Genomic DNA, 19,739 nt, shown 5'->3' on the forward strand with positions numbered 1-19,739 from the left:
TGATTTATGCTATAAGGTATATATTTGTTAGCTAAGCTCTTGCTAGCTTTTAAGTACAAGGAAATTAAGTTTATACTTTTTATAGCATAGGTAGTTTTCGATAGATTAGTGCATCAGCTGGTTCGGTGTTGCATCTTTTAAAGCTAACATTTGTCTCAGTTTTTTAATCTCCTGTCTAGCTTCTAATAACGACCTTTTATCTGTATCAGATTGTGTTTTATAAAAATCTCGTGACTCTCTCATTTTTTGTAACCGTTTATCTGAGTGTTGAGCGACTCTTTTTATATCTTGATATTCATTAAACCAGTAGATAACCTCATTTTGTGCTTGAATCATTTTTGCTTCAAGCGCATTCTTAACATCAGCGTTATCTATAGCTTTTTTTTCTTTACGCGATTTCTCTTCAGCTTTTCTGATATCTTTGATCTGATTTAGCTTTTGGACAGGCCAACCACGGTTTGTAATAGTATTTCGATGAATACCAGTCATCTTCGAAAGTTGCGCTATAGTGGGTTTTAGTTTTTTGTTATTTTGAAGATCTATTAGGGCAGTATTTAGAGCAGAAGTAATTGCTTCATAGTCATCATTATTTTTTTGATCATAAGCTTCATTACTCATAGTTCGATTGCCTCACCAAGATTTTCCAATACCATTTTGGCCTCGTTCATTGCTGCTAGAATTTGTTCACGAGACTCCAAATATTCTGGTTTATTGAGGTTATTCTTATTTAACATGTAAACTTCACGCCATTTGGGAGCATGCTTGGTAGTTACAACGGCTTGTTTGCATCGAGCTGGATTACAACGTAGTGAACCAATACATGGTAGGCTTGAGTCATACTCTTCTGCTCTACCACCATAGCAAAGCCCTTGTCCCATATAGACCATGGCAACCCCTTGATCTACCATAGCCTCATAAACCTCATCCTCTGTGTATCCTTCAGCTATATATCCACTAAACGTCTTGATCAGACCTTTTTTATGCTCACTCGCTTTACCACCATAATATGTACCATTTGGATTATGGGCAGTTTTAATAGCATCTAATTCAGCTGCTCGGCGCAGTGATTTCGTATCACCTTTTCGGTTACCGTCTTTTGACAGCATCTCACCTATATCACCGTAGCCTAACGTAACTGACGAGGTAGCGCCAGTAGATGTGTACTTAGAGATGCTCTCTACAAAATGTTTCAATTGAAACGATATAAGAGGCAATCCAACTTCAGCCTTAAACAATTGATATGTTAATGTGTGTCTTAGCATGTAAGGATTAAACTTCAGTTCATCAGCAATGTTTTTGCCTAACAGTTGGCCTATAAAACTATTCATTTGATGTGTAATACCCTTACTAGCCATCGACTGAGGGGAGCTACCTGGTTTAACAGTATCTACATTAGAAATTAAGTAAGGTGAAACTTTAATTTTTGAAATATACGATGCTGCTAATATTGCATCTTTAACAATCGGTATAGCTACCCATCTGTCGTCAAACAAGCCTGTACTAATTTCATCTTTATGTTTCTTAACAGTACTTTCAATAAGCCAAACGCCATCATCTTGAACTAAGCACGAACAATCTTGAACTCTTATTTCTGATAGTTCAGATGGTCTCATACCTGTATACTGGCCTACTACATATGTGCATGCATACGCTACGAGGTTAAAGTATTCTCTAAGATCATCTAACTTGTAACCACGTTTTTTCAATTCTTTACGTAAAGTCGTTCCACCCATGACATTAGAGTCTTTGTTAAGCATCCAATTATAAGGTTTGACTATATTTGTAACGAAACTCGGAGGATAACCTTTGGTTCTTAATCTAATAGCAATATAGGCGTTGAAAATTTCGTGGGTTACTCTTTCTTTGTTTGCCCATGATAAATATTCGCTCGTATTGAAACGTTCTAAAGAGTTAGGATCTGATATCTTTGCTGAAGCTCCTATAGCACTTAAAAAGTCAACTATGATAAAGGAAGCCATTTTCGAGAGAGATTCAAATACCAGATCTGGCAGTACTTGTTCTTTTTTCGAACTATTAGTATTAGCGAGTTTCTTCCATTTTAGGCTATTTAACTCTACATAAGCGATAGGTTTTTCAAATACATACTGAACCGACGCTGGGCTGCGTAGATATTTGAAAAATTTATCTAGCTCTATATCTTTTATACGATCATAGTTTTCAGCGGCTTTGGAATACAGTTCGGGTGTTATATCGGACAGTGTTCTGATTTTTTCCTGAACAAACTCATAGCCTAACTCATGAGATGCCTGCTTAAATATTTCACTAATAAACGTTAATCCATTTTCAAAAATTGTAATTAAAGAGTTTGCTTTTAAGACTTTTTTTGTTCGACTTTGGCCTTCCTTACTTTGAAGCTTGAAAATCGAATTGTTTAGCAAGGCCAACTCGAATATGATTTTTATTTCTATTAAAACGAATCTTGGGATATCTGTATACTTTGAAAAACTAATGCGGAGCTTTGCGCCCTGAACATTTCGTGCAGCATTAGGATAGTCGTCATTAAAGTCCCAAAAGTCGTCAGAAAACTTTGATAATTTCGATACAGGTTTGTCCATAAGGTACGTCACATACTCTATGTCATCTGTGTAATTATTTTGAAGTTGTTTCTTCTTTTGAACTGTCGCATGGTCTAGAGCATCTAAAACATATAAACGATGTTCTGCAAAACCTGTTAATACATTCAGCTTTTTTTCATAGTCCATTAGATTACTCCATCAACTAGTGTGGTCGTTTCAATGTATTCTGCTAAACGCCGTCCATTTTCTAATTCTTCTAAGGAAAAATTAGATAGTTCTGGTTCTGTGATGCCTTTTATCAGTTCTAAATTCTCTGAAATAACATGCCCATAGGGTGTATCCATGACACGGGAGTGCTCTTTCAAAAGCGTATAGTCGCGCTTCATTGCAAAAATTTCAGGCAGATTCTTAGCTGTAATAATGACATTGTCACAACCCAAACATTTGTTATATTGTGAGCATGGAGTACCAGGTATGTAGGATGAAAGATTTTTTACAAAATCTGGTGGGTCAAAAATATTTCTGCATTCAGCTAGAGGAGTATGAAAGGTTGTTACCAACTCATCATTTTTTTTGGACTCTATATCTTCTGGCACTTTCTCAACTTTTTTATCCAGAGTCGATTGATGTATCTCTTCTAATTCATCATTTATCTTCATTCTACTCATGGAGTTAAAATCTAGAGAATCTATATAACCGAGAGTTGTTTGGAGTGAGGAGTGACCCAACATGAGTTGAATTTCACGTACAGTTACGCCATTTCTAAGCATCTCACTAACAAATGTTGGTCTAAACCGACTTATTGTAAGAGTTAGGGGATCTCCTGCATCATTTTTTAAATTATATTTCTTAACAAACCTGGACAAACTAGCTCCCAATGCTTTTGCATTTTTTTCTTTGTTTCCTAATAGTGGAGATACTCTGCCGTGCTTTTTTGTACTATTCGACTGATAGATGAACAACCTATCTTTAAAGGCATCATCTTCAATATCTTGTCGAAAACTACTCGTCAATTGGACTAATTCTTCAAAAATAATTTTTATAGACTTAGCTTGAGATGACGTAAGCCATGTCAGTTCTGCATTAAAAAGATCGAGGTGGTATTCTTTATGACCATCAGACCTTTCTTTCCAATATCTAAGACAAGGCCGCGATGTTGCCGGATGGGAATCTACATAATCGTTTATATCAAGAGAAAGTAAAGGATTTGCATTTAAACCAGTAATTTGAGCAAGCCTTAAAACGTAAGGCGTTAGTGTATCCATATTTATCATTGGGGTAATGCCCCAGTCGTTGTATACCTCTATCAAACCCTTATCTGAATCATTAATAATTCTTAAGAAAGACTTCTCAATAGGTGATTTAGCTGTATTGTAATGAACTGGCTTACACATTAAGCGGTTTTCAAAGAGCCATCGCGCATTCTCTAGTGTCGAAAGGCCTCTAATGACTGAACCCTTTTCGTCCAAAGGATTGCTGCCTAAACCCGTTTTCTTATAAGGTTTGAGGGCTTTTCTAGATTCGCTCAATCCTTTTTCAATAGCCTCTAATATTCGAAGTCGCTCGTTCATTGTAAATGGCTTTTTAACATCTGTTTCTCTAGTTGTAGCAAATCCATTTATATTGAAAAAGCTATATTCTATATCGCGTACTTGAGTCAGCCGATTCAATGTTATACGGACTGAACTCAAAACTGTATTTGCATGATAACTTGATATTTCTTTATTTATTACCTTGTCCTCTAAATATTTCCGATATCTAGATAATAGGTATTCATCAAAAGTTGTTACGATTCTAAAGGGTTTATTTCCATACAGTTTAGATAAGAACTCTATAAATGAACTACTCGCAACTCTATAATTACTCTTGCCTGATTTTGAAGAGACAGTTTTGCTACTACAAGCAAACAGTTGCTCAACCTGAATAAACGGTTCTAATTTTGAAGGAGGGAAGAAGTCATCAGCTGCATTTAGCTCTCTTGCTGCGAGTCTATGAAAACGCTCTATCTGACTTTCACTATGATTTCTTCTATTGACATTCGCTTCGCTTGTTCTTTCAGCAACGCTTCTATAATTTGGATCAATAATTCCAATTTTTTCTAAGTCTTTGTGAATGAATTCCCAAGCATCTTTAACAACACTAAATCTTAAGGATTCTTTTTTTATAGGTAGTTGTTCTGGAGACATTTTTCCTATCGAAATTTTGTTGCCGAAAATAGGTAAAGTGTGCTTTTCCTCTACAGTTAGCTTTCTGTACCAATTCAAAAGTTTTCTAGTGTTTTCGATGCCAGCCGCTTCGTAGCTTTCACTTGGTATTATTAGAATCCCTTCTTCGATCATCCTTTCAATTAAAGGAGTAGTAAGACTCCTATATTTTTGTGCAACAGAGTATGAGACGCCTACAGCACTCTGAATATGCTTAACAGCTACACTGAAGCCTAAAGTATTATCCGCTTTACTAATTGGTATTTCCCATAATGCTTCTGTATCCGCAGTTGTTTTCGATACCCATTCTATAACAGCTGCTTCGGCGTCTTTAATTGGTTGTTTTTCTTCAACGATTTTACAGTCTGCACCTAAAATCCCTAGCTCAGGAAAATCCTCATGAAACTCATCAATGGTTATTCCAATGTTTTTCATTTGATGTCCTTAATGCCAATTCTTAATTGCGTTTGTTCAGACAAGCGCCTCATCTTCTCGGCCCTAGTTAATAAGTCACCGTTCTCATCACACATACTGTTATAGATATCTTGGGGGATACTTGTATATATCTGTGTAGTCTGGAGATGGTTGTGCCCTAAGTTTTTTTGCACAATAACGAGCCGATCTAAGTAATCGGAACCTAAATCATTTGACTGCAATATTGAATAAGCATTTCCGTGCCTTAACTTGTGAGGAGAGATGCTTCGATCAAGGCGACCTTTCTTTATTGCACGTTCACTTATACGTTCAAGCAATTTGTTGATTGCACTAGGCGTGTAGGGAGTACCTTTAGCATTAAAAAATGCTGGGGTTTTAGACGGGTCTACATATTTACGGGCATATTTTTTATACAGGGGAGATGCATGATATTTCTGCACACGTTTGATAGTTGCTAAGCTAAGCAAAGTCCAGCGTGGCTTAATTTGATTACCACGGCCTTTACTTCCTTTGACTTTTAAAGGCACGTAATCAGCATGGATAGGCTGTTCATTATCGGAGGAAATAAACTTTTCAGAATTGAAGTTGTTAGTATCGTTAAAGTCCTGAAGAGTAACTCTAGGTAGTTCTGAACGACGTAAGCCAGAGTCGTATAAAAATTGGAGTAAAGCTCTTTCTCGTTCTGAATCAGTAAATTCAATCAATATAAAAAGGTCATCAAGTGTGCAAGAGCTAATGGGTGTGCGCTTTGGTGGTTTTGATAGCAAGCCATCGCTATATGGGTTATCTTCTCTAAGCTTATCACGGTCTTCTGTAGGGCTACAAAGGTATTCGATGAAGGCATGTATTGTCTCATCTCTACTTCTAACAGTAGATGAGTTCTTATGATCTTCACGAATTAAAAATGTCAGGTATTCTTGAATTACGTATTTTGGAACTGTAATAAATACTTCATCAGATTCACTGTCATCATAATCTGGACGACTACGAATATAACTTAAGAAGTAGCTTAGGTTTCTACCATAAGTAACTGCTGATTTATAAGAGATTATTTGATGTTTGGTTCGATACGACAAATACTCAGAAACAAGAGGAAGGATCTTGCCATCATCATCAAATACTCCAACACCATTCACTTTTACGGTTTTGTTCAATGATAAGTTTGGAATCTCATTGAGTAAACAAGACTTAGATAAATCTAACTTTGTATCAGAACAAACTTTAACATCCATAATAATCACTATCTCAATACATAGACTAAGTTATGTATTGCATTATATACGATCTATTACTCCGTATTGTGCATTATTGTTATGGGGGTATAATAGGAAAAGATCAGCCGAACGTTGATACAGCTGGCAAGAGAGCTTACCATCCGCCACAAAAAACTGAAACAGTGTATGACACGGGGGTAGTGCCACTTGCTCTGCCTCTCCTGGATTCCAGCCTGATACAATCAAGCGGCGCGAGTTGGGGTTGGTCTTGATTTGCTCAACGACCTGTGCGATTTGATCGACACCATCATCGTTGTAGCTGCCGTCCGCGTCTTTACTTGCACCATAGTTACGCCATTGATGACCGTAGACAGGGCCCAGCTCACCTTCAGGACGATTGAAACGTGCGGTTTGCTCCGCTGTCGCCCACTCATTCCAGATACGCACGCCATGGTCCTGCAAATATTGAACATGGGTGCTGCCACTCAAAAACCATAGTAGCTCATAAGCAATGGACTTAAAGTGGACTTTTTTGGTCGTCAATAATGGAAAACCTGCCACTAAGTCAAAACGCAGCTGCGCGCCAAAATGACTCAGCGTACCCGTACCCGTGCGATCGCCTTTTTCAGTACCGTTGTCTAAGACGTGGCGCAGCAAATCAAGATACGCTTGCTCGTTGTTGCTATTCATCATATTTTTTAACTTCAATAATATTTAAAAGGTTTTAACGTTCAGTTAGATAGGCTTTTATGACCAACTAACGATGATTTGTAAATTGGAATATCTAGTTTGTATGTGTCTTTAACAAGCTTACGAATGGTATTTTCGAACCAGTCCGAACAGTTAGGATGTAATATAATTTTCTTAATCATTTCTCTACTATGCTTAGCCGAAAGATGAATGCCAAGCTTGTCATTGCTTTTTGCCACTGTAGCATCATTGTCAATCAATAAAAATCTTGCTTCTTTTTCAAAAGAAAAAGCATGATGCTTGTGAAATAAATAGAAACGAGGATACGTAGTTTTTGGATCTTTCGAATCATTATTATTGTTTCCAAGCCAAGGTCGAATACTTTGATTGTCATAAAGCTCTGGGGCGCTCGCTGGCATATGATATTTAACTTTACCAACATAAGAACACATTGGATCTATTTTTGAGCCATGATAAGCGGCTTTGAAATCATATTGTGTTGTCTGTATTGCTACAGCGTTATCTGAGTTTCCGTAAGAGTTCCACATGGCGTGTGTCTCTGGTTCATTTGCATACCAGCAACTTACGTAAATCCAATCTTTGGCAGTTTTAAGTTCTTCTTTGGTTAAAAACGGATCTTCTTTACCATTAAATAAGTGTAAACCGCCTTCCCATTTGTCACTGAAAAGATTCGCTTTAGGAATAAAGAAGCCTTCTTCCAACATAGAAACTAGCTTAATAAAAGGCATGTATCGTGTTAACACAGCATAATGTTCTATGGGTTCAATCATTGCTTGACACCTTAATAAGCGGCATGCTTACCCCAATCGTAGATGCCACGCTTGTAAGCGTAACCGATTAAAAACAGACCAATAATAATCATCGGCGTGCTCAATATTTGCCCTTTGGTCACCCAACCTAACAAAATAAACCCTTGGTCAACGTCTGGCTGACGGAAGAACTCAATGATAAAGCGGCTCAAGCCATAGCCGAGCATAAAGACACCAGTCACTGCCATGCGCGGACGAGGTTTTGATGAGTACCACCAAAGGAATAAAAATAACAGCAGACCTTCGGCAAAGGCTTCATACAGCTGTGACGGATGACGAGGCAATAAATACTGACCATTGACCTCGGTCATCACCTCTTGTAGCGCAGGATTGGCTTGTAGCTGCTGCATATCAAAGCCAGCCGCTTGGGGAAAGTAGGTGAGCCAGTTATAGCCACCATCAGAGACACGGCCCCATAACTCGCCATTGATATAGTTACCGATGCGACCAAATAACAAGCCTGTCGGGACGCAAGGCACGATAAAATCGAGCACTTGAAACGGAGTCTTTTTATATTTGCGAGCAAAGTACAGCATCCCCAGCATGACACCAATCAGGCCACCATGGAATGACATGCCGCCTTCCCAAACCTTGAAGAGGTAGGCTGGGTTTTGTAGCAACTCGCCAAATTGATAAAACAACACGTAACCGACACGGCCACCTAAGATGACACCCAGTGCGCCAAAGAACACAAGATCTGAGACCATATCTGTTGTCCAGCCCTCACGCTTGGTGCTGCGATACCATGCCAGACCGTAAGCGGCAGCAAACGCCAATAAATACATGAGGCCATACCAGTGGACTTGGACGGGCCCAAGTGCCAAGGCGACAGGATCGTACTGAGGATGAATCATCATAAGAGTGTCATAATATCGATAATAAAGTGCTGACTATAATAGCAAATTTCAAGCGCTGGTCATACACAATTGCTATCAAGGCAAGCACGCGGTATTGATGATTTAGGGCATTGATTTGATGCCCTGTTTTTGGGTAGGTAGTAATGAGATATGATGAATACACTGCCGCAGATATGGGTTATAGGCGTGATGCGAGCGGTTTAGACCGATCATAAAGAGTTTCTTATGATGCACAGCGTAAGATAGAGACACAATTATCAGTGGCAAAGAGCGAGCATGACTATCTAAGTATGAGAAAGAGTCATCAAATGGCGACCAAATCTTGTACCTTGTTGTCGACCATCGTATCGCCTGCACCTTGAGAGATGACCTTGCCACGCGAGAGCACGGTGTAATTGTCAGCAAGCTCTTCGGCAAACTCATAAAACTGCTCAACCAGTACAATCGCCATGTCCCCTTTGTCAGCCAAGTCGCGAAGCACACGGCCGATATCTTTAATAATAGACGGCTGAATACCTTCGGTTGGCTCATCCAAAATAAGGACAGTCGGCTCGGAGGCGAGCGCACGAGCAATGGCAAGCTGCTGCTGCTGACCGCCAGACAAATCACCACCGCGGCGATGTTTCATCTCATCAAGCACTGGGAAAATATCATATAAATGCTTGGGTACTTGCTTGGCTTTAGCGCGTGAAAACTTTGCCATACCAATTAAGATATTTTCTTCTACCGTTAGTGTCGAAAAGATATCACGTCCTTGCGGCACATAAGCCAAACCTGCTCGCACGCGCTGCTCGGGGGAGAGTTTGCTGATGTCTTGGTCATTGAGCAAAATTTGTCCTGATTTGATCGGTAATATCCCCATCAGGCATTTGAGTAAGGTGGTTTTGCCCACGCCATTACGTCCAAGTACCACACTGCACGCGCCTACAGGCGCTGTAAACGAGACATCTCGTAAAATATGACTGCCGCCGTAATATTGATTGATACCATTGACTTGTAACATGACGGTCTCCTAATCTTTCAATGATTTTTAATATTTGCAGGGTTTCGCATTTGCATAGCTTGGCATTTGTATAGCTTGGTATTTGCATAGTTTCGCGGTTTATGGGCTAATGATGTATTGAATCATTGTCCAACTATCGACCCAGATAGGACTCAATCACCGCTTCATTGGCTTGCACTTCCGCCAAGGTACCTTCGGCCAATATCGCCCCTTGTGCCAATACCGTGACTTTTTCACTAATCGCATCAATAAAAGTCATGTCATGCTCGACCACCACTAAGGTATGGTTCTGTTTGAGGCGCAGGCACAGCTCGGCAGTATGCTCAGTTTCGGCGTCCGTCATACCAGCCACAGGCTCATCGAGCAGAATGAGCTTGGGGCTTTGCATCAACAGCATACCGATCTCTAGCCATTGCTTTTGACCATGAGAGAGTAAGCCTGCTGGCTTATTGATTTTGTCCGTCAAGCGGATTTGCTCAAGGGTCGAATTGAGGGTATCGCGCGTATCGGCATCGAGTTTGTTGAATAAGCTTTTGACCACGCGCTTGTCTTTTGGCGCAGCAAGTAGCAAATTATCCATTACCGTAAAATTTTCGAACACGGTGGGTTTTTGAAACTTACGCCCGATACCCGCTTCAGCGATTTCTTCGGTAGATAGGCTGGCAAGATTATGCGTTTGACCAAAAAACACACTGCCTTCGGTAGGGCGGGTTTTACCAGTGATGACATCCATCAGGGTGGTTTTACCCGCACCATTGGGGCCGATGATACAGCGTAGCTCGCCTTCCTCAATATAGAGCGACAGATTGTTGAGTGCGCGAAACGAGTCAAACCAAACGCTCACCTCTTCTAGATATAGCGCAATGCCATGGCTAAAATCGACGCCTGCTGGCTTTGGGTGGCTGCGACCCGTACCACCATGAGTACGCCCATACTCATGGATTGACTGCTCAGATGGTGTTGATTTATCAGTTAGCATTACTGTTTCTCCTTTTTGAAGCGATCGAACAAGCCCATGATGCCATTGGGCAAAAATAAGGTGACTACAACGAACAGCCCGCCCAATATCAATAGCCAAAACTCAGGATAGGCAACCGTAAAATAGGTTTTTACTGCATTCACCACACCTGTTCCCAAAATCGCACCTACCAAGCTGCCTCGACCACCAGTGGCTACCCAAACGGCCATCTCGATTGAGTTCACAGGGTTCATCTCACTTGGATTGATAATACCGACTTGCGGCACATAGAGCGCACCTGCGATACCAGCAATGACGGCGGACAATACCCAAGCGGAGAGCTTGTACCACAGCGTGCGATAGCCTAAATACTGTAAGCGGTTTTCGCTATCGCGAATCGCACCCAATACGCGTCCATAAGGCTGGTTCATTAAATAACGCAGACCCATGTAAGAGAGGAGTAATGCCAAGGCGGTAACAAAACACAGCATAGAACGGGTTGAGGCAGCAGTAATGTCATAACCTAAGAGGGTAGTAAAGCCCGTGAAGCCGTTATTGCCACCAAATCCTGTTTCGTTACGGAAGAATAGCAGGGCGGCGGCATAGACCATGGCCTGAGTGATGATAGAAAAATAAACACCTTTGATTTTTGAGCGGAAAGCAAAAAAACCAAAGATAAAGGCAATCACACCTGGCACCAAAACCACCAATGCCATCGCCCACCAAAAATGCTGCGTGCCGGCCCAATACCATGGCATCTCAGTCCAGCTCAAAAAGCGCATAAAATCAGGCAGGCCATCGCCAGCAGTCTCACGCGTTAAGTACATGCCAAACGCATAACCACCCAGTGCAAAATATAAACCATGCCCCAAGCTCAAAATACCAGCGTAGCCCCAGACCAGATCTAGTGCCAAGGCCACCATTGCCAATGCCATGATTTTGCCAATCAGGGTAATCCAGTAGGCGGATAGGTGAAAGGGTGACGTCTCTGGCATTAAGTGTAGCCAAGGGAGTATCAATAGCACGGCAAAGCACAAACCGATTAAAATGGCGCTACGCCTTGTATCAGACAGTAATTTGGTCAGTATCATAAGAGTCTCCTTATTCGACAAAGCGGCCTTTGAGCGCAAATAAACCTTGTGGCCGCTTCTGAATGAACAGAATCACAAGAACCAACAACACAATCTTGGCCAAAACCGCGCCAATGCCAATCTCAAGCACCGTGCCACTGACACCCAATCCCAAGGCGGCCAAAACCGCGCCCCATACTTGTCCGACCCCGCCAACGACGACGACCAAAAAGGTATCGATAATATACGTCTGACCCAGATCAGGACCCACGTTGCCCACTTGAGCAAGCGCGCAACCAGCCATGCCAGCCAGTCCAGAGCCCAAACCAAATGCCATCATATCGATGCGCGCAGAAGGGATACCAACGGCACGTGCCATTTGACGGTTTTGAGTGACGGCGCGTATAAATAATCCGAAGCGAGTCTTATTGAGCAAGTACACCAGTAGCGCCACGACAATGACGGTAAACACGATGATGGCAATACGGTTGTAAGGCAGTACCAAACTTGATGACACTTGATAGGCACCGCTGAGCCACGCCACATTGCTGACTTCAACGTTTTGCGCGCCAAAAATCATCCGCACCAATTGCATTAAGATTAGACTCACACCAAAGGTTGCCAATAGGGTCTCTAGTTCACGACCATATAGCGGACGAATCACAATGCGCTCAATAATCATACCGATGATGGCACTGACCAAAAATGCAGCGGGAACCGCCGCAAGCAAATACCAGCCAACCATATCTGGCAGATAAGCTTGAAATAAGTTTTGCACCACATAAGTGGTATACGCGCCAATCATAATCAGCTCACCATGCGCCATATTAATCACGCCAAGCAAACCAAAAGTAATCGCAAGGCCAAGTGCCGCGAGCAATAAAATGCTGGCGGTACTCATGCCAGTGAAAATATGACCTGTCCATGTGCTTATCTCAATACGGCGTGCCACGCTATCTCTGGCATCACTGAGCGCCGCCTCAAGCGTCGGATCCAAGTTGTCAGATGCAAGGGCAGATTCAAGATCAACCAATACCTGCGGATTATCGCTATCAGCGAGTAGGTTCACAGCCTCAATCTGAGTGGGTAAATCGCCATTTTTGAAATCAATACGAGCCTGTAACGCCGTTAGTGCTTTTTGAACGTTGGCATTGTCCTCATTTGCGGCAGCGGCTGTGATAATGGCTGGATCGACTTGGTCAATGTTATCTGCCAAAATCTCCACAGCCTGCAAGCGCTGTGCTGGCTTGTCAGATTCGAGCTTTACCTTGGCCTGTCCAAAGATAAGCGCCGAGCGTAAGGTATTGGTCAAGGTGACTTGGGACAAATCGCTTGGCCAATCAGACGTTTCGGTTTTGTCGGGATATGTGAAGAGCTGATCCTCTGCATTGAGCAAATACGTTTGCCCACGGTTGCCTTGATACAGCTCATCATTAGCAATCAACTCGACTAGATTGTCCAAACTCTCAACCGATCCTGGCCAAGCACTTAGCATGGCTTGGCGCTGACTAAAATCGCCCGCCACAAATTGTTGAATAGCATCGCCTGATACTGCCGTCGTAGGCTGTGTCGGGGTAGTCAATGACTGCTCATTATTGGTGCGCAGCGTGTCACTACCATCGGTCATCGACTCTGAGGTCACAGTGGCGATATTTGCCGATTGAGCACCGTCATCTGCATGAACGATGGTGGTGAAGGCCGCTAACAGTAAGGCGATTAATACCAGCAGCCGTCGCGGCACAACCATTGAGATACTAGACGCGTATGTCTTTGCTAATGCTTGCTGATCATTGTTGCTTTTGGATAATATCTGCCCCAACAATGGGCGTAAAGTATGGTGCTGCATGTGCGGCTCCCTGTTTTTACAGACAACAAATCCTTGTCCTCTATTACTTAACGCAGTAAGTCATAGAAGCCGTGATAAGGTTTGGAGGTACTTAAAATTTTGAGAATAAGTGCTGAACTTCAAGATAGCGGGTAGGCGTTGGCTCGTTCATTGATATAGTATATTGGTCGACTATTCATACTTGCTACCACCATGCGCTTTTCAGCACCTATTTATTGAGGGAGCCATTTATTTCGGGATATACTCGCTCCATGGCTGCGCTCGGATGACCTCTGGCGTTTTAAAAATCGTATCAAACTGACCATCGGCGCGAATTTGACCAATCATGACAGGCTTCCATAAGTGATGGTTTTCTTCATCCATCTTGAGGGTGTAGCCAGAGGGCGCATCGAATGTCTGTCCAGCCATGCTAATACGGACTTTATCAACATCGGTGGTGCCAGCATCTTCCACGGCTTGTTTCCACATATTGATACCCACATAAGTGGCTTCCATAGGATCGTTGGTCACAACCTTATCGGCATTCGGTAGGTTTTTGTCCAAGGCGTACTGCTTATAGCGTTTGGTAAAATCGTTATTGACGGGATTTTTGATCGACATAAAGTAATTCCATGCCGCCAAGTGTCCTTGTAGCAAGCTGGTATCGATACCGCGCAGCTCTTCTTCGCCAACTGAGAATGCCATGACGGGAATATCCGAGGCTTTGATACCTTGGTTGGCAAGCTCACGATAGAATGGCACGTTTGAGTCGCCATTGATGGTAGAGATCACCGCCGTCTTTTTGCCTGTTGAGAATTTTTTAATATTCGAGACGATGGTTTGATAGTTGCTAAAACCAAATGGCGTGTACTCTTCCATGATGTCTTCATCAGCCACGCCTTTTGATTTCAAAAATGCCTTTAGAATCTGGTTGGTAGTTCGTGGATAGACGTAATCGGTACCCAATAATACAAAGCGCTCTGCACCGCCGCCTTCTTCACTCATCAAATACTCAACTGCTGGAATGGCCTGCTGGTTGGGCGCCGCGCCAGTATAAAAGATGTTTTCTGATTGCTCTTGTCCTTCATACTGCACGGGATAAAACATCAAGCCGTTCAGCTCTTCAACCACGGGCAAGACAGACTTGCGCGAGACCGAGGTCCAACCACCAAAAATCACATCGACTTTGTCTTGAGTAAGCAGCTGACGCGCTTTTTCGGCAAACAAGGGCCAGTCAGAGGCAGGGTCAACAACGACAGGCTCTAGCTGCTTACCGAGCACACCGCCATTGGCATTGATTTCGTCAATGGTCATCAGTGCGGTATCTTTTAGGGAAGTTTCAGAAATGGCCATGGTGCCAGATAGCGAGTGCAAGATGCCTACTTTGATCGTGTCGCCATCAGCGGCAGGAGTGGTTGTTGTTTCTGTCGTGGTTTCGGTTGTTGTCTCTGTCGATGTCGCAGTTTCGGCAGGCTTTTGACAGCCAGCTAGACTCAGGCTACCAACGACGGCAATCGCTAATAATGAAAAACGTGATTTGATTTTGCCATGTAGGTGAGCATTAACAAACTGAGGATTGGCTAAAGTGGGTAACGAAAACATGGACATCTCCTAAATAGACACAAAAGATAAAGTATGGCTCCTGAACAGTTATTAAGCGTTCAAGTTCCGTGCCAAGTCAAAAATGCCAATAATCGTATAATATTTGAGCAATAATTAAATATTTTCTATGATTTTCGTTAATTTAGTGCACGATTGTTAATAGAGCGCACCATAACGGGGAAGGAGATAAAAAATTGGTGCAATTGACAGACTGGTAGCAAAAAAAGAGCCGTTATTATCAAAATAGCACAACGAACAAAAGCATTTATTGCCAAAGACTGGCAAAACGGCTACGGTAATGCCTATAGAATAGACATTATTTCACATACGTATCTCATGAACAGATTACGCTGACGCCATGATTAATCACACCCCCAAGGAAAGATATATGAACGCATACCGAACACAGTGGTCTGGCCTAACGGCTCATGCTCGCACCTCATCACGGCGCTCGCAACGATCGCGCCTTATGGTTTTGCCACTTGTGCTTGGTGGCAGTACGGTATTAGGCTTACCCGTCGCCCAAGCGGCAACGAGTAGTATCGAGCAAGTGACTGTCTATCAAGGGCTGGCGAGTGTGACACGCTCATTGCCCATTACTGGTAGCGGTGAGCAAACCGTGGTATTTTCGTGCCTATCACCTTATATGGATAAAGACAGTCTCAGCGTGCAGGCAATAGGTGGTGTCAATATTGGTGAAATCAGCATTGAAGAGTTAACAGGAGAGCAAGCAATCCAGTGCCAATATCAAGGCGATGCCGAGGTACAAACACAGCAAAATACTTTAGCTAGTATTAATGCGGAATTAGAAGCGGCGCGCTTAGCAAAAGCCTATTTGCAAAATTTGACTAAGGCCACGCAAGTCAACACGGCGAGTACGATTGCTAGTAACGCACGCGATATAGAGGCGCAGGCGACCCGTATTAACCAAAGTATTATTGAGATGGAGCGGCGACAAGCAAGCGCCCAAGATACACTGAATCAGATGATGGCAAGCAGTGTCACGTCAACGGCGAGTAATGTGACCCAAGTGAGTGTACGCACTGCCAGTCGCGCGCCAAGTAGCATTAAATTGCATTATCAAGTACAAGGCGCAGGCTGGGAGCCTACGTATCAGGCGCGTCTCAACACCAATAGCGAGCACCTAAATATCACCGCTTCTGCGATTATCGCCCAACAAACGGGCGAGAATTGGACCAACGTTCCTGTCACTCTCAGTACAGCCAACCCCAACCAGCGCGCGACAGGACGACTGCCTCATGTGCCGCGCCTATCACTTTATGAAGAAAACCAAAATGTTGAGTATGCAATACCTATGTCGGATAACACGCCTGTCGTAGTATCTGCCAGAGAAGGTTATAGCGACGATTCTAGAGCACCAAATATGGCACCACTGCCGAACTTTACGGTCAGTAGCCAAAATAAAAACGGTATTATTGAATATCGCTTGCCGCAGCGAGTGACGATACCCAGTGGTGGCAGGCGAGTACGTACTGTCATTGGCGAGCAGTCTGGCAGCAGTAAGCTGTGGGTTCGTAGTACCCCGAGCGTTGAGACGGCCGCCTATTGGTACGCATCAGCGCCGTTCCTGACGCCAGAGTGGGTAGATGGCTCACTACAGCTGTACCGTGATGACAACTATGTTGGACAATCGCGCTATAACTATCAAATGCTAAAAGAGCAGGGGATTGGTTTTGGTCGTGATCCAAGCATGATGGTCAAAGCGCTAATCAATGAAGACAAGCAAGGGGAAAAAGGCGTGCTCAACCGCACCCAAACTCTAACAACGACCCAAGCCTATGAATTTACCAATCAGCATAACCGCCCTGTGCGCCTGCAAGTGTTGGGGAGCGAGCCTATCAGCCGTGATGACAGTCTTAAAGTCGACGTTACCCACACGCCGCCTGTCACCGAGCGTAATTGGAATGACAATCAAGGCATGGTAGCGTGGGAGTTTAACGTGCCGAGTAAACAGTCACAGGCGATACGCTCAACCTCGCAAATCAGTTACCCTGCCAATAAGATATTGAGTGGTGATCGATAAATGATACTTGCTCAGCAAATCAGTTTTAAGCGATGATGTTTATTTTTACCAAAAATCTCGCGCCCCATAAACGTTTATCAAAGGAATATTATGTGTATTGTCGCCATTGCTTGGCAGTTATTTGACGAGCTGCCATTAGTACTCTTGTCCAATCGCGATGAGTTTTTGCAGCGTCCGACGGAGCCTCTGCACCAATGGGCCGATCAGGATATCTATGCAGGGCGTGATAAGCAAAGTGGCGGTACGTGGTTGGGTATCCATCAGCAAGCGTTACAAACGCAAAGTTCGGAATATTATGAACAAAATGGACGCTGGGCCGCCGTATTGAACTTTCGTGATGGCGTGCAGGCAGGTATTAATGAGCGTTCTCGTGGTGAATTGGTCACGCGTTTTTTGACCGGTACGCTCAGTCCGATGGCGTTTGCACGGCAGATTGAATTACAAGCTTATGCGGGTTTCAATCTGATTATTGGTGACGCTAGGCAAGCAGTCATTGTTAATAACCGCGGTCATGCCCCCACGCCGCTACATGCAGGATTACATGTGATTTCAAACGGTCAGCCAGAGGACAGCTGGTTTAAGACCGAGCGGTTGCGTGGGCGTTTACGCCAAGAAGTGCTACCGCTAATTGCCGAGGACAGCGCGGCTAGCTACTGGCAAGCAGCTGCATTCAATGTGCTGTCAGATAATACCAAGGCACCGGATGATCAGTTGCCAGATACAGGGATGAGCACTGAGCTTGAACAGACCTTATCCTCTGTCTATATTGAGCCTGTGAGCTTTGGCAATGCTGACATCAGCAAGCCTACTTATGGAACACGAACCCAGAGTATTTTGACCTTGAGCAAAAATGGCGGGGTAGATTCAGAGATCACCGCTCACATTGTCAGTCGAGAGTATCCACATTCAGTGGCTAGTGAGTAAAAACTTATTATTCAATGTCAGTGATAACTTCTACTGATTTCACGAGAACCTATACATCATTATTAAAACCATTCACACAAAAAAGCCTGCATCACTGGATACAGGCTTTTTGTAATATGACAAACAATAAAAGTACGTTTTACTGATTAAGACTGAATCAAATGATTGCTTTGCTCAGGCAAGATCAGCTCTTGCTTTAAGGGTAGCTCACGTACCAGCTCTTGTAGGGCGCGACGATACACGCCTCGTTTGAAGTGAATCACTTGTCCGAGTGGATACCAGTAGCTGACCCATTGCCAATGGTCAAATTCAGGTTTCCCTTCATCAAAGCGGATGTGTTGGGTATTCGGCTCATCTAAGCGTAGCAAAAACCATTTTTGTTTTTGCCCAATACATAAGGGGTGCTGTCCATGGCGTACGTAACGTTTTGGCAGACGATAGCGCAGCCAGTCTTGAGTGACTGCCAATAAGTCCACATGACGCGGGTGTAAACCGACCTCTTCCCAGAGCTCGCGATACATTGCATCCATCGGCGTCTCCCCGCGGTCGATACCACCCTGCGGAAATTGCCAAGCGTTGTGACCAATACGTTTTGCCCACAGAACCTGCCCTTGTGTATTTGCCAAGATGATGCCGACATTGGCGCGAAAGCCGTCTGCATCTATCATGACTAAACCTTTTTAATTTGTTTAAAAATAGCCTGTTTTCATTTGATACTGCGATAGCAATCATAATTATTATAAGGTGATGGTTATCAATATCAGCTAAAAACAAGATTCATTACCGTCATTAAACCAAGAAACAAGCAGAATGTGTAACAGTATTTTGCTATAAAATGTTTCACGAGTTTTACCTTTTAAAATCAATTGTTTATAAACAGACTTTTGTAGGTTTTTCAAATAAAAATTTGATAAATATCGATGCGAGTAACGATAGCTTCATAGTACTCAAATCATTTATTGAAGAAGAGAATAAGACCAAGAAATTGTTTTCTCATGACACGATAGCCAAACAATGGCTTTATCAAATCTTGCTTTGGCTTATGCTACACTAGCCAAGCTGCATATATTTCAAACAATAAAAATAGGCTTATGCCAATTACAGTAAGGAACATTTACAATGTCAGAATCAAAAGCAAGCGTTACATGGCAAGAGAACAAAGCCTTTATGGGCGTGTCACCATCAGGACATAACGTACAAATCGATGCGGACAAAGAAAAAGGCTCAAGCCCAATGGAGCTAGTCTTACTAGGGCTGGGCGGTTGTGCGAGCTACGATGTGGTGTCAATCCTCCAAAAGTCGCGTCAAGATGTCACGGATGTACGCTGTGAGCTGACCGCCAAGCGCGCCGAAACCGTACCAGCTGTTTATACCGATATTCATCTGCATTTTGTAGTCACAGGTCAAGACATCAAAGACAAACAGGTCGAAAAGGCCATTCATCTATCAGCAGAGAAGTACTGCTCAGCCAGTCGCATGCTGGTCGCAGGTGGGGTCAATATTACCCATGATTTTGAAGTGATTGCAGGCTAAGGATTTATACGAT

Annotated in this window: 16 protein-coding genes; 3 read left to right on the forward strand and 13 right to left on the reverse strand. The window is 43.1% G+C overall.

All coding sequences use genetic code 11. The features are described from left to right. Window positions 1–105: 105 nt before the first annotated feature. The 12 genes from HL061_RS09485 to urtA all read right to left on the reverse strand — a co-directional run bounded on the left by HL061_RS09485 (window position 106) and on the right by urtA (window position 15,225). Window positions 106–618 (reverse strand): hypothetical protein, encoded by a 513-nt coding sequence (locus HL061_RS09485; protein WP_036600625.1) that lies wholly within the window; start codon window positions 616–618, stop codon window positions 106–108. Then, window positions 615–2,723, reverse strand: a complete 2,109-nt coding sequence (locus tag HL061_RS09490) for a site-specific integrase (RefSeq protein ID WP_252962766.1) — start codon at window positions 2,721–2,723, stop codon at window positions 615–617. Before HL061_RS09490 ends, HL061_RS09485 begins: the two co-directional genes overlap by 4 nt. After that, on the reverse strand, window positions 2,723–5,176 hold the full coding sequence (locus HL061_RS09495) for a site-specific integrase (RefSeq protein WP_025646077.1): 2,454 nt from the start codon (window positions 5,174–5,176) through the stop codon (window positions 2,723–2,725). Before HL061_RS09495 ends, HL061_RS09490 begins: the two co-directional genes overlap by 1 nt. Further along, entirely contained in the window at window positions 5,173–6,408 is a 1,236-nt protein-coding gene (locus HL061_RS09500; RefSeq protein WP_007394866.1) for a tyrosine-type recombinase/integrase, read from the reverse strand. The genes HL061_RS09495 and HL061_RS09500 overlap by 4 nt, the downstream gene beginning before the upstream one ends. A 42-nt stretch (window positions 6,409–6,450) precedes the next feature. Then, window positions 6,451–7,083, reverse strand: a complete 633-nt coding sequence (thyA, locus tag HL061_RS09505) for a thymidylate synthase (protein WP_290127463.1) — start codon at window positions 7,081–7,083, stop codon at window positions 6,451–6,453. A 38-nt stretch (window positions 7,084–7,121) separates the two neighbouring features. Beyond that, the gene (locus tag HL061_RS09510; RefSeq protein ID WP_071002816.1) at window positions 7,122–7,871 is read right to left on the reverse strand and encodes a DUF2971 domain-containing protein; all 750 of its coding nucleotides are present in this window, start codon (window positions 7,869–7,871) and stop codon (window positions 7,122–7,124) included. An 11-nt stretch (window positions 7,872–7,882) separates the two neighbouring features. Beyond that, window positions 7,883–8,767, reverse strand: coding sequence for a prolipoprotein diacylglyceryl transferase (gene lgt, locus HL061_RS09515; protein ID WP_071002817.1), 885 nt, complete (start codon window positions 8,765–8,767; stop codon window positions 7,883–7,885). Between the two features lie 304 nt (window positions 8,768–9,071). Then, the gene (gene urtE, locus HL061_RS09520) at window positions 9,072–9,770 is read right to left on the reverse strand and encodes an urea ABC transporter ATP-binding subunit UrtE (protein ID WP_071002818.1); all 699 of its coding nucleotides are present in this window, start codon (window positions 9,768–9,770) and stop codon (window positions 9,072–9,074) included. 133 nt (window positions 9,771–9,903) lie between these two features. Then, window positions 9,904–10,713, reverse strand: coding sequence for an urea ABC transporter ATP-binding protein UrtD (gene urtD / locus HL061_RS09525; RefSeq protein WP_071003742.1), 810 nt, complete (start codon window positions 10,711–10,713; stop codon window positions 9,904–9,906). A gap of 35 nt (window positions 10,714–10,748) precedes the next feature. Next, the gene (urtC, locus tag HL061_RS09530) at window positions 10,749–11,819 is read right to left on the reverse strand and encodes an urea ABC transporter permease subunit UrtC (protein WP_071002819.1); all 1,071 of its coding nucleotides are present in this window, start codon (window positions 11,817–11,819) and stop codon (window positions 10,749–10,751) included. Window positions 11,820–11,829: 10 nt separating this feature from the next. Beyond that, window positions 11,830–13,425 carry an urea ABC transporter permease subunit UrtB gene (gene urtB / locus HL061_RS09535; protein WP_156771011.1) on the reverse strand — a complete coding sequence of 532 codons (1,596 nt, stop codon included), beginning with the start codon at window positions 13,423–13,425 and terminating at the stop codon, window positions 11,830–11,832. Window positions 13,426–13,872: 447 nt separating this feature from the next. After that, window positions 13,873–15,225: an urea ABC transporter substrate-binding protein gene (gene urtA / locus HL061_RS09540; protein ID WP_071002821.1), complete on the reverse strand. Its 1,353-nt coding sequence runs from the start codon at window positions 15,223–15,225 to the stop codon at window positions 13,873–13,875. A 388-nt stretch (window positions 15,226–15,613) separates the two neighbouring features. On the opposite strand from urtA, the gene HL061_RS09545 reads away from it, so the two are divergent. Then, window positions 15,614–17,269, forward strand: coding sequence for a DUF4139 domain-containing protein (locus tag HL061_RS09545; protein WP_083328919.1), 1,656 nt, complete (start codon window positions 15,614–15,616; stop codon window positions 17,267–17,269). 90 nt (window positions 17,270–17,359) lie between these two features. Next, window positions 17,360–18,193 (forward strand): NRDE family protein, encoded by an 834-nt coding sequence (locus HL061_RS09550; RefSeq protein ID WP_058023526.1) that lies wholly within the window; start codon window positions 17,360–17,362, stop codon window positions 18,191–18,193. Between the two features lie 146 nt (window positions 18,194–18,339). On the opposite strand, the gene HL061_RS09555 is transcribed toward HL061_RS09550, so the two are convergent. Then, entirely contained in the window at window positions 18,340–18,861 is a 522-nt protein-coding gene (locus HL061_RS09555; protein WP_058023527.1) for an RNA pyrophosphohydrolase, read from the reverse strand. Between the two features lie 451 nt (window positions 18,862–19,312). On the opposite strand from HL061_RS09555, the gene HL061_RS09560 reads away from it, so the two are divergent. Beyond that, complete coding sequence (locus tag HL061_RS09560; protein ID WP_058023529.1) at window positions 19,313–19,726, forward strand: OsmC family protein; 414 nt, start codon at window positions 19,313–19,315, stop codon at window positions 19,724–19,726. The last annotated feature ends 13 nt before the right edge of the window (window positions 19,727–19,739 follow it).

The sequence above is a fragment of the Psychrobacter sp. PSP genome (assembly GCF_024085615.1).
In the GTDB taxonomy this organism is placed as follows: Bacteria; Pseudomonadota; Gammaproteobacteria; order Pseudomonadales; family Moraxellaceae; genus Psychrobacter; species Psychrobacter pacificensis.

What these genes read in the sequence shown, in the direction of transcription:
- HL061_RS09485 (WP_036600625.1), bottom strand. Translation starts at nt 618, where the DNA reads ATGAGTAATGAAGCTTATGATCAAAAAAATAATGATGACTATGAAGCA.
- HL061_RS09490 (WP_252962766.1), bottom strand. Translation starts at nt 2,723, where the DNA reads ATGGACTATGAAAAAAAGCTGAATGTATTAACAGGTTTTGCAGAACAT.
- HL061_RS09495 (WP_025646077.1), bottom strand. Translation starts at nt 5,176, where the DNA reads ATGAAAAACATTGGAATAACCATTGATGAGTTTCATGAGGATTTTCCT.
- HL061_RS09500 (WP_007394866.1), bottom strand. Translation starts at nt 6,408, where the DNA reads ATGGATGTTAAAGTTTGTTCTGATACAAAGTTAGATTTATCTAAGTCT.
- thyA (WP_290127463.1), bottom strand. Translation starts at nt 7,083, where the DNA reads ATGATGAATAGCAACAACGAGCAAGCGTATCTTGATTTGCTGCGCCAC.
- HL061_RS09510 (WP_071002816.1), bottom strand. Translation starts at nt 7,871, where the DNA reads ATGATTGAACCCATAGAACATTATGCTGTGTTAACACGATACATGCCT.
- lgt (WP_071002817.1), bottom strand. Translation starts at nt 8,767, where the DNA reads ATGATGATTCATCCTCAGTACGATCCTGTCGCCTTGGCACTTGGGCCC.
- urtE (WP_071002818.1), bottom strand. Translation starts at nt 9,770, where the DNA reads ATGTTACAAGTCAATGGTATCAATCAATATTACGGCGGCAGTCATATT.
- urtC (WP_071002819.1), bottom strand. Translation starts at nt 11,819, where the DNA reads ATGATACTGACCAAATTACTGTCTGATACAAGGCGTAGCGCCATTTTA.
- urtB (WP_156771011.1), bottom strand. Translation starts at nt 13,425, where the DNA reads ATGACCGATGGTAGTGACACGCTGCGCACCAATAATGAGCAGTCATTG.
- urtA (WP_071002821.1), bottom strand. Translation starts at nt 15,225, where the DNA reads ATGTTTTCGTTACCCACTTTAGCCAATCCTCAGTTTGTTAATGCTCAC.
- HL061_RS09545 (WP_083328919.1), top strand. Translation starts at nt 15,614, where the DNA reads ATGAACGCATACCGAACACAGTGGTCTGGCCTAACGGCTCATGCTCGC.
- HL061_RS09550 (WP_058023526.1), top strand. Translation starts at nt 17,360, where the DNA reads ATGTGTATTGTCGCCATTGCTTGGCAGTTATTTGACGAGCTGCCATTA.
- HL061_RS09555 (WP_058023527.1), bottom strand. Translation starts at nt 18,861, where the DNA reads ATGATAGATGCAGACGGCTTTCGCGCCAATGTCGGCATCATCTTGGCA.
- HL061_RS09560 (WP_058023529.1), top strand. Translation starts at nt 19,313, where the DNA reads ATGTCAGAATCAAAAGCAAGCGTTACATGGCAAGAGAACAAAGCCTTT.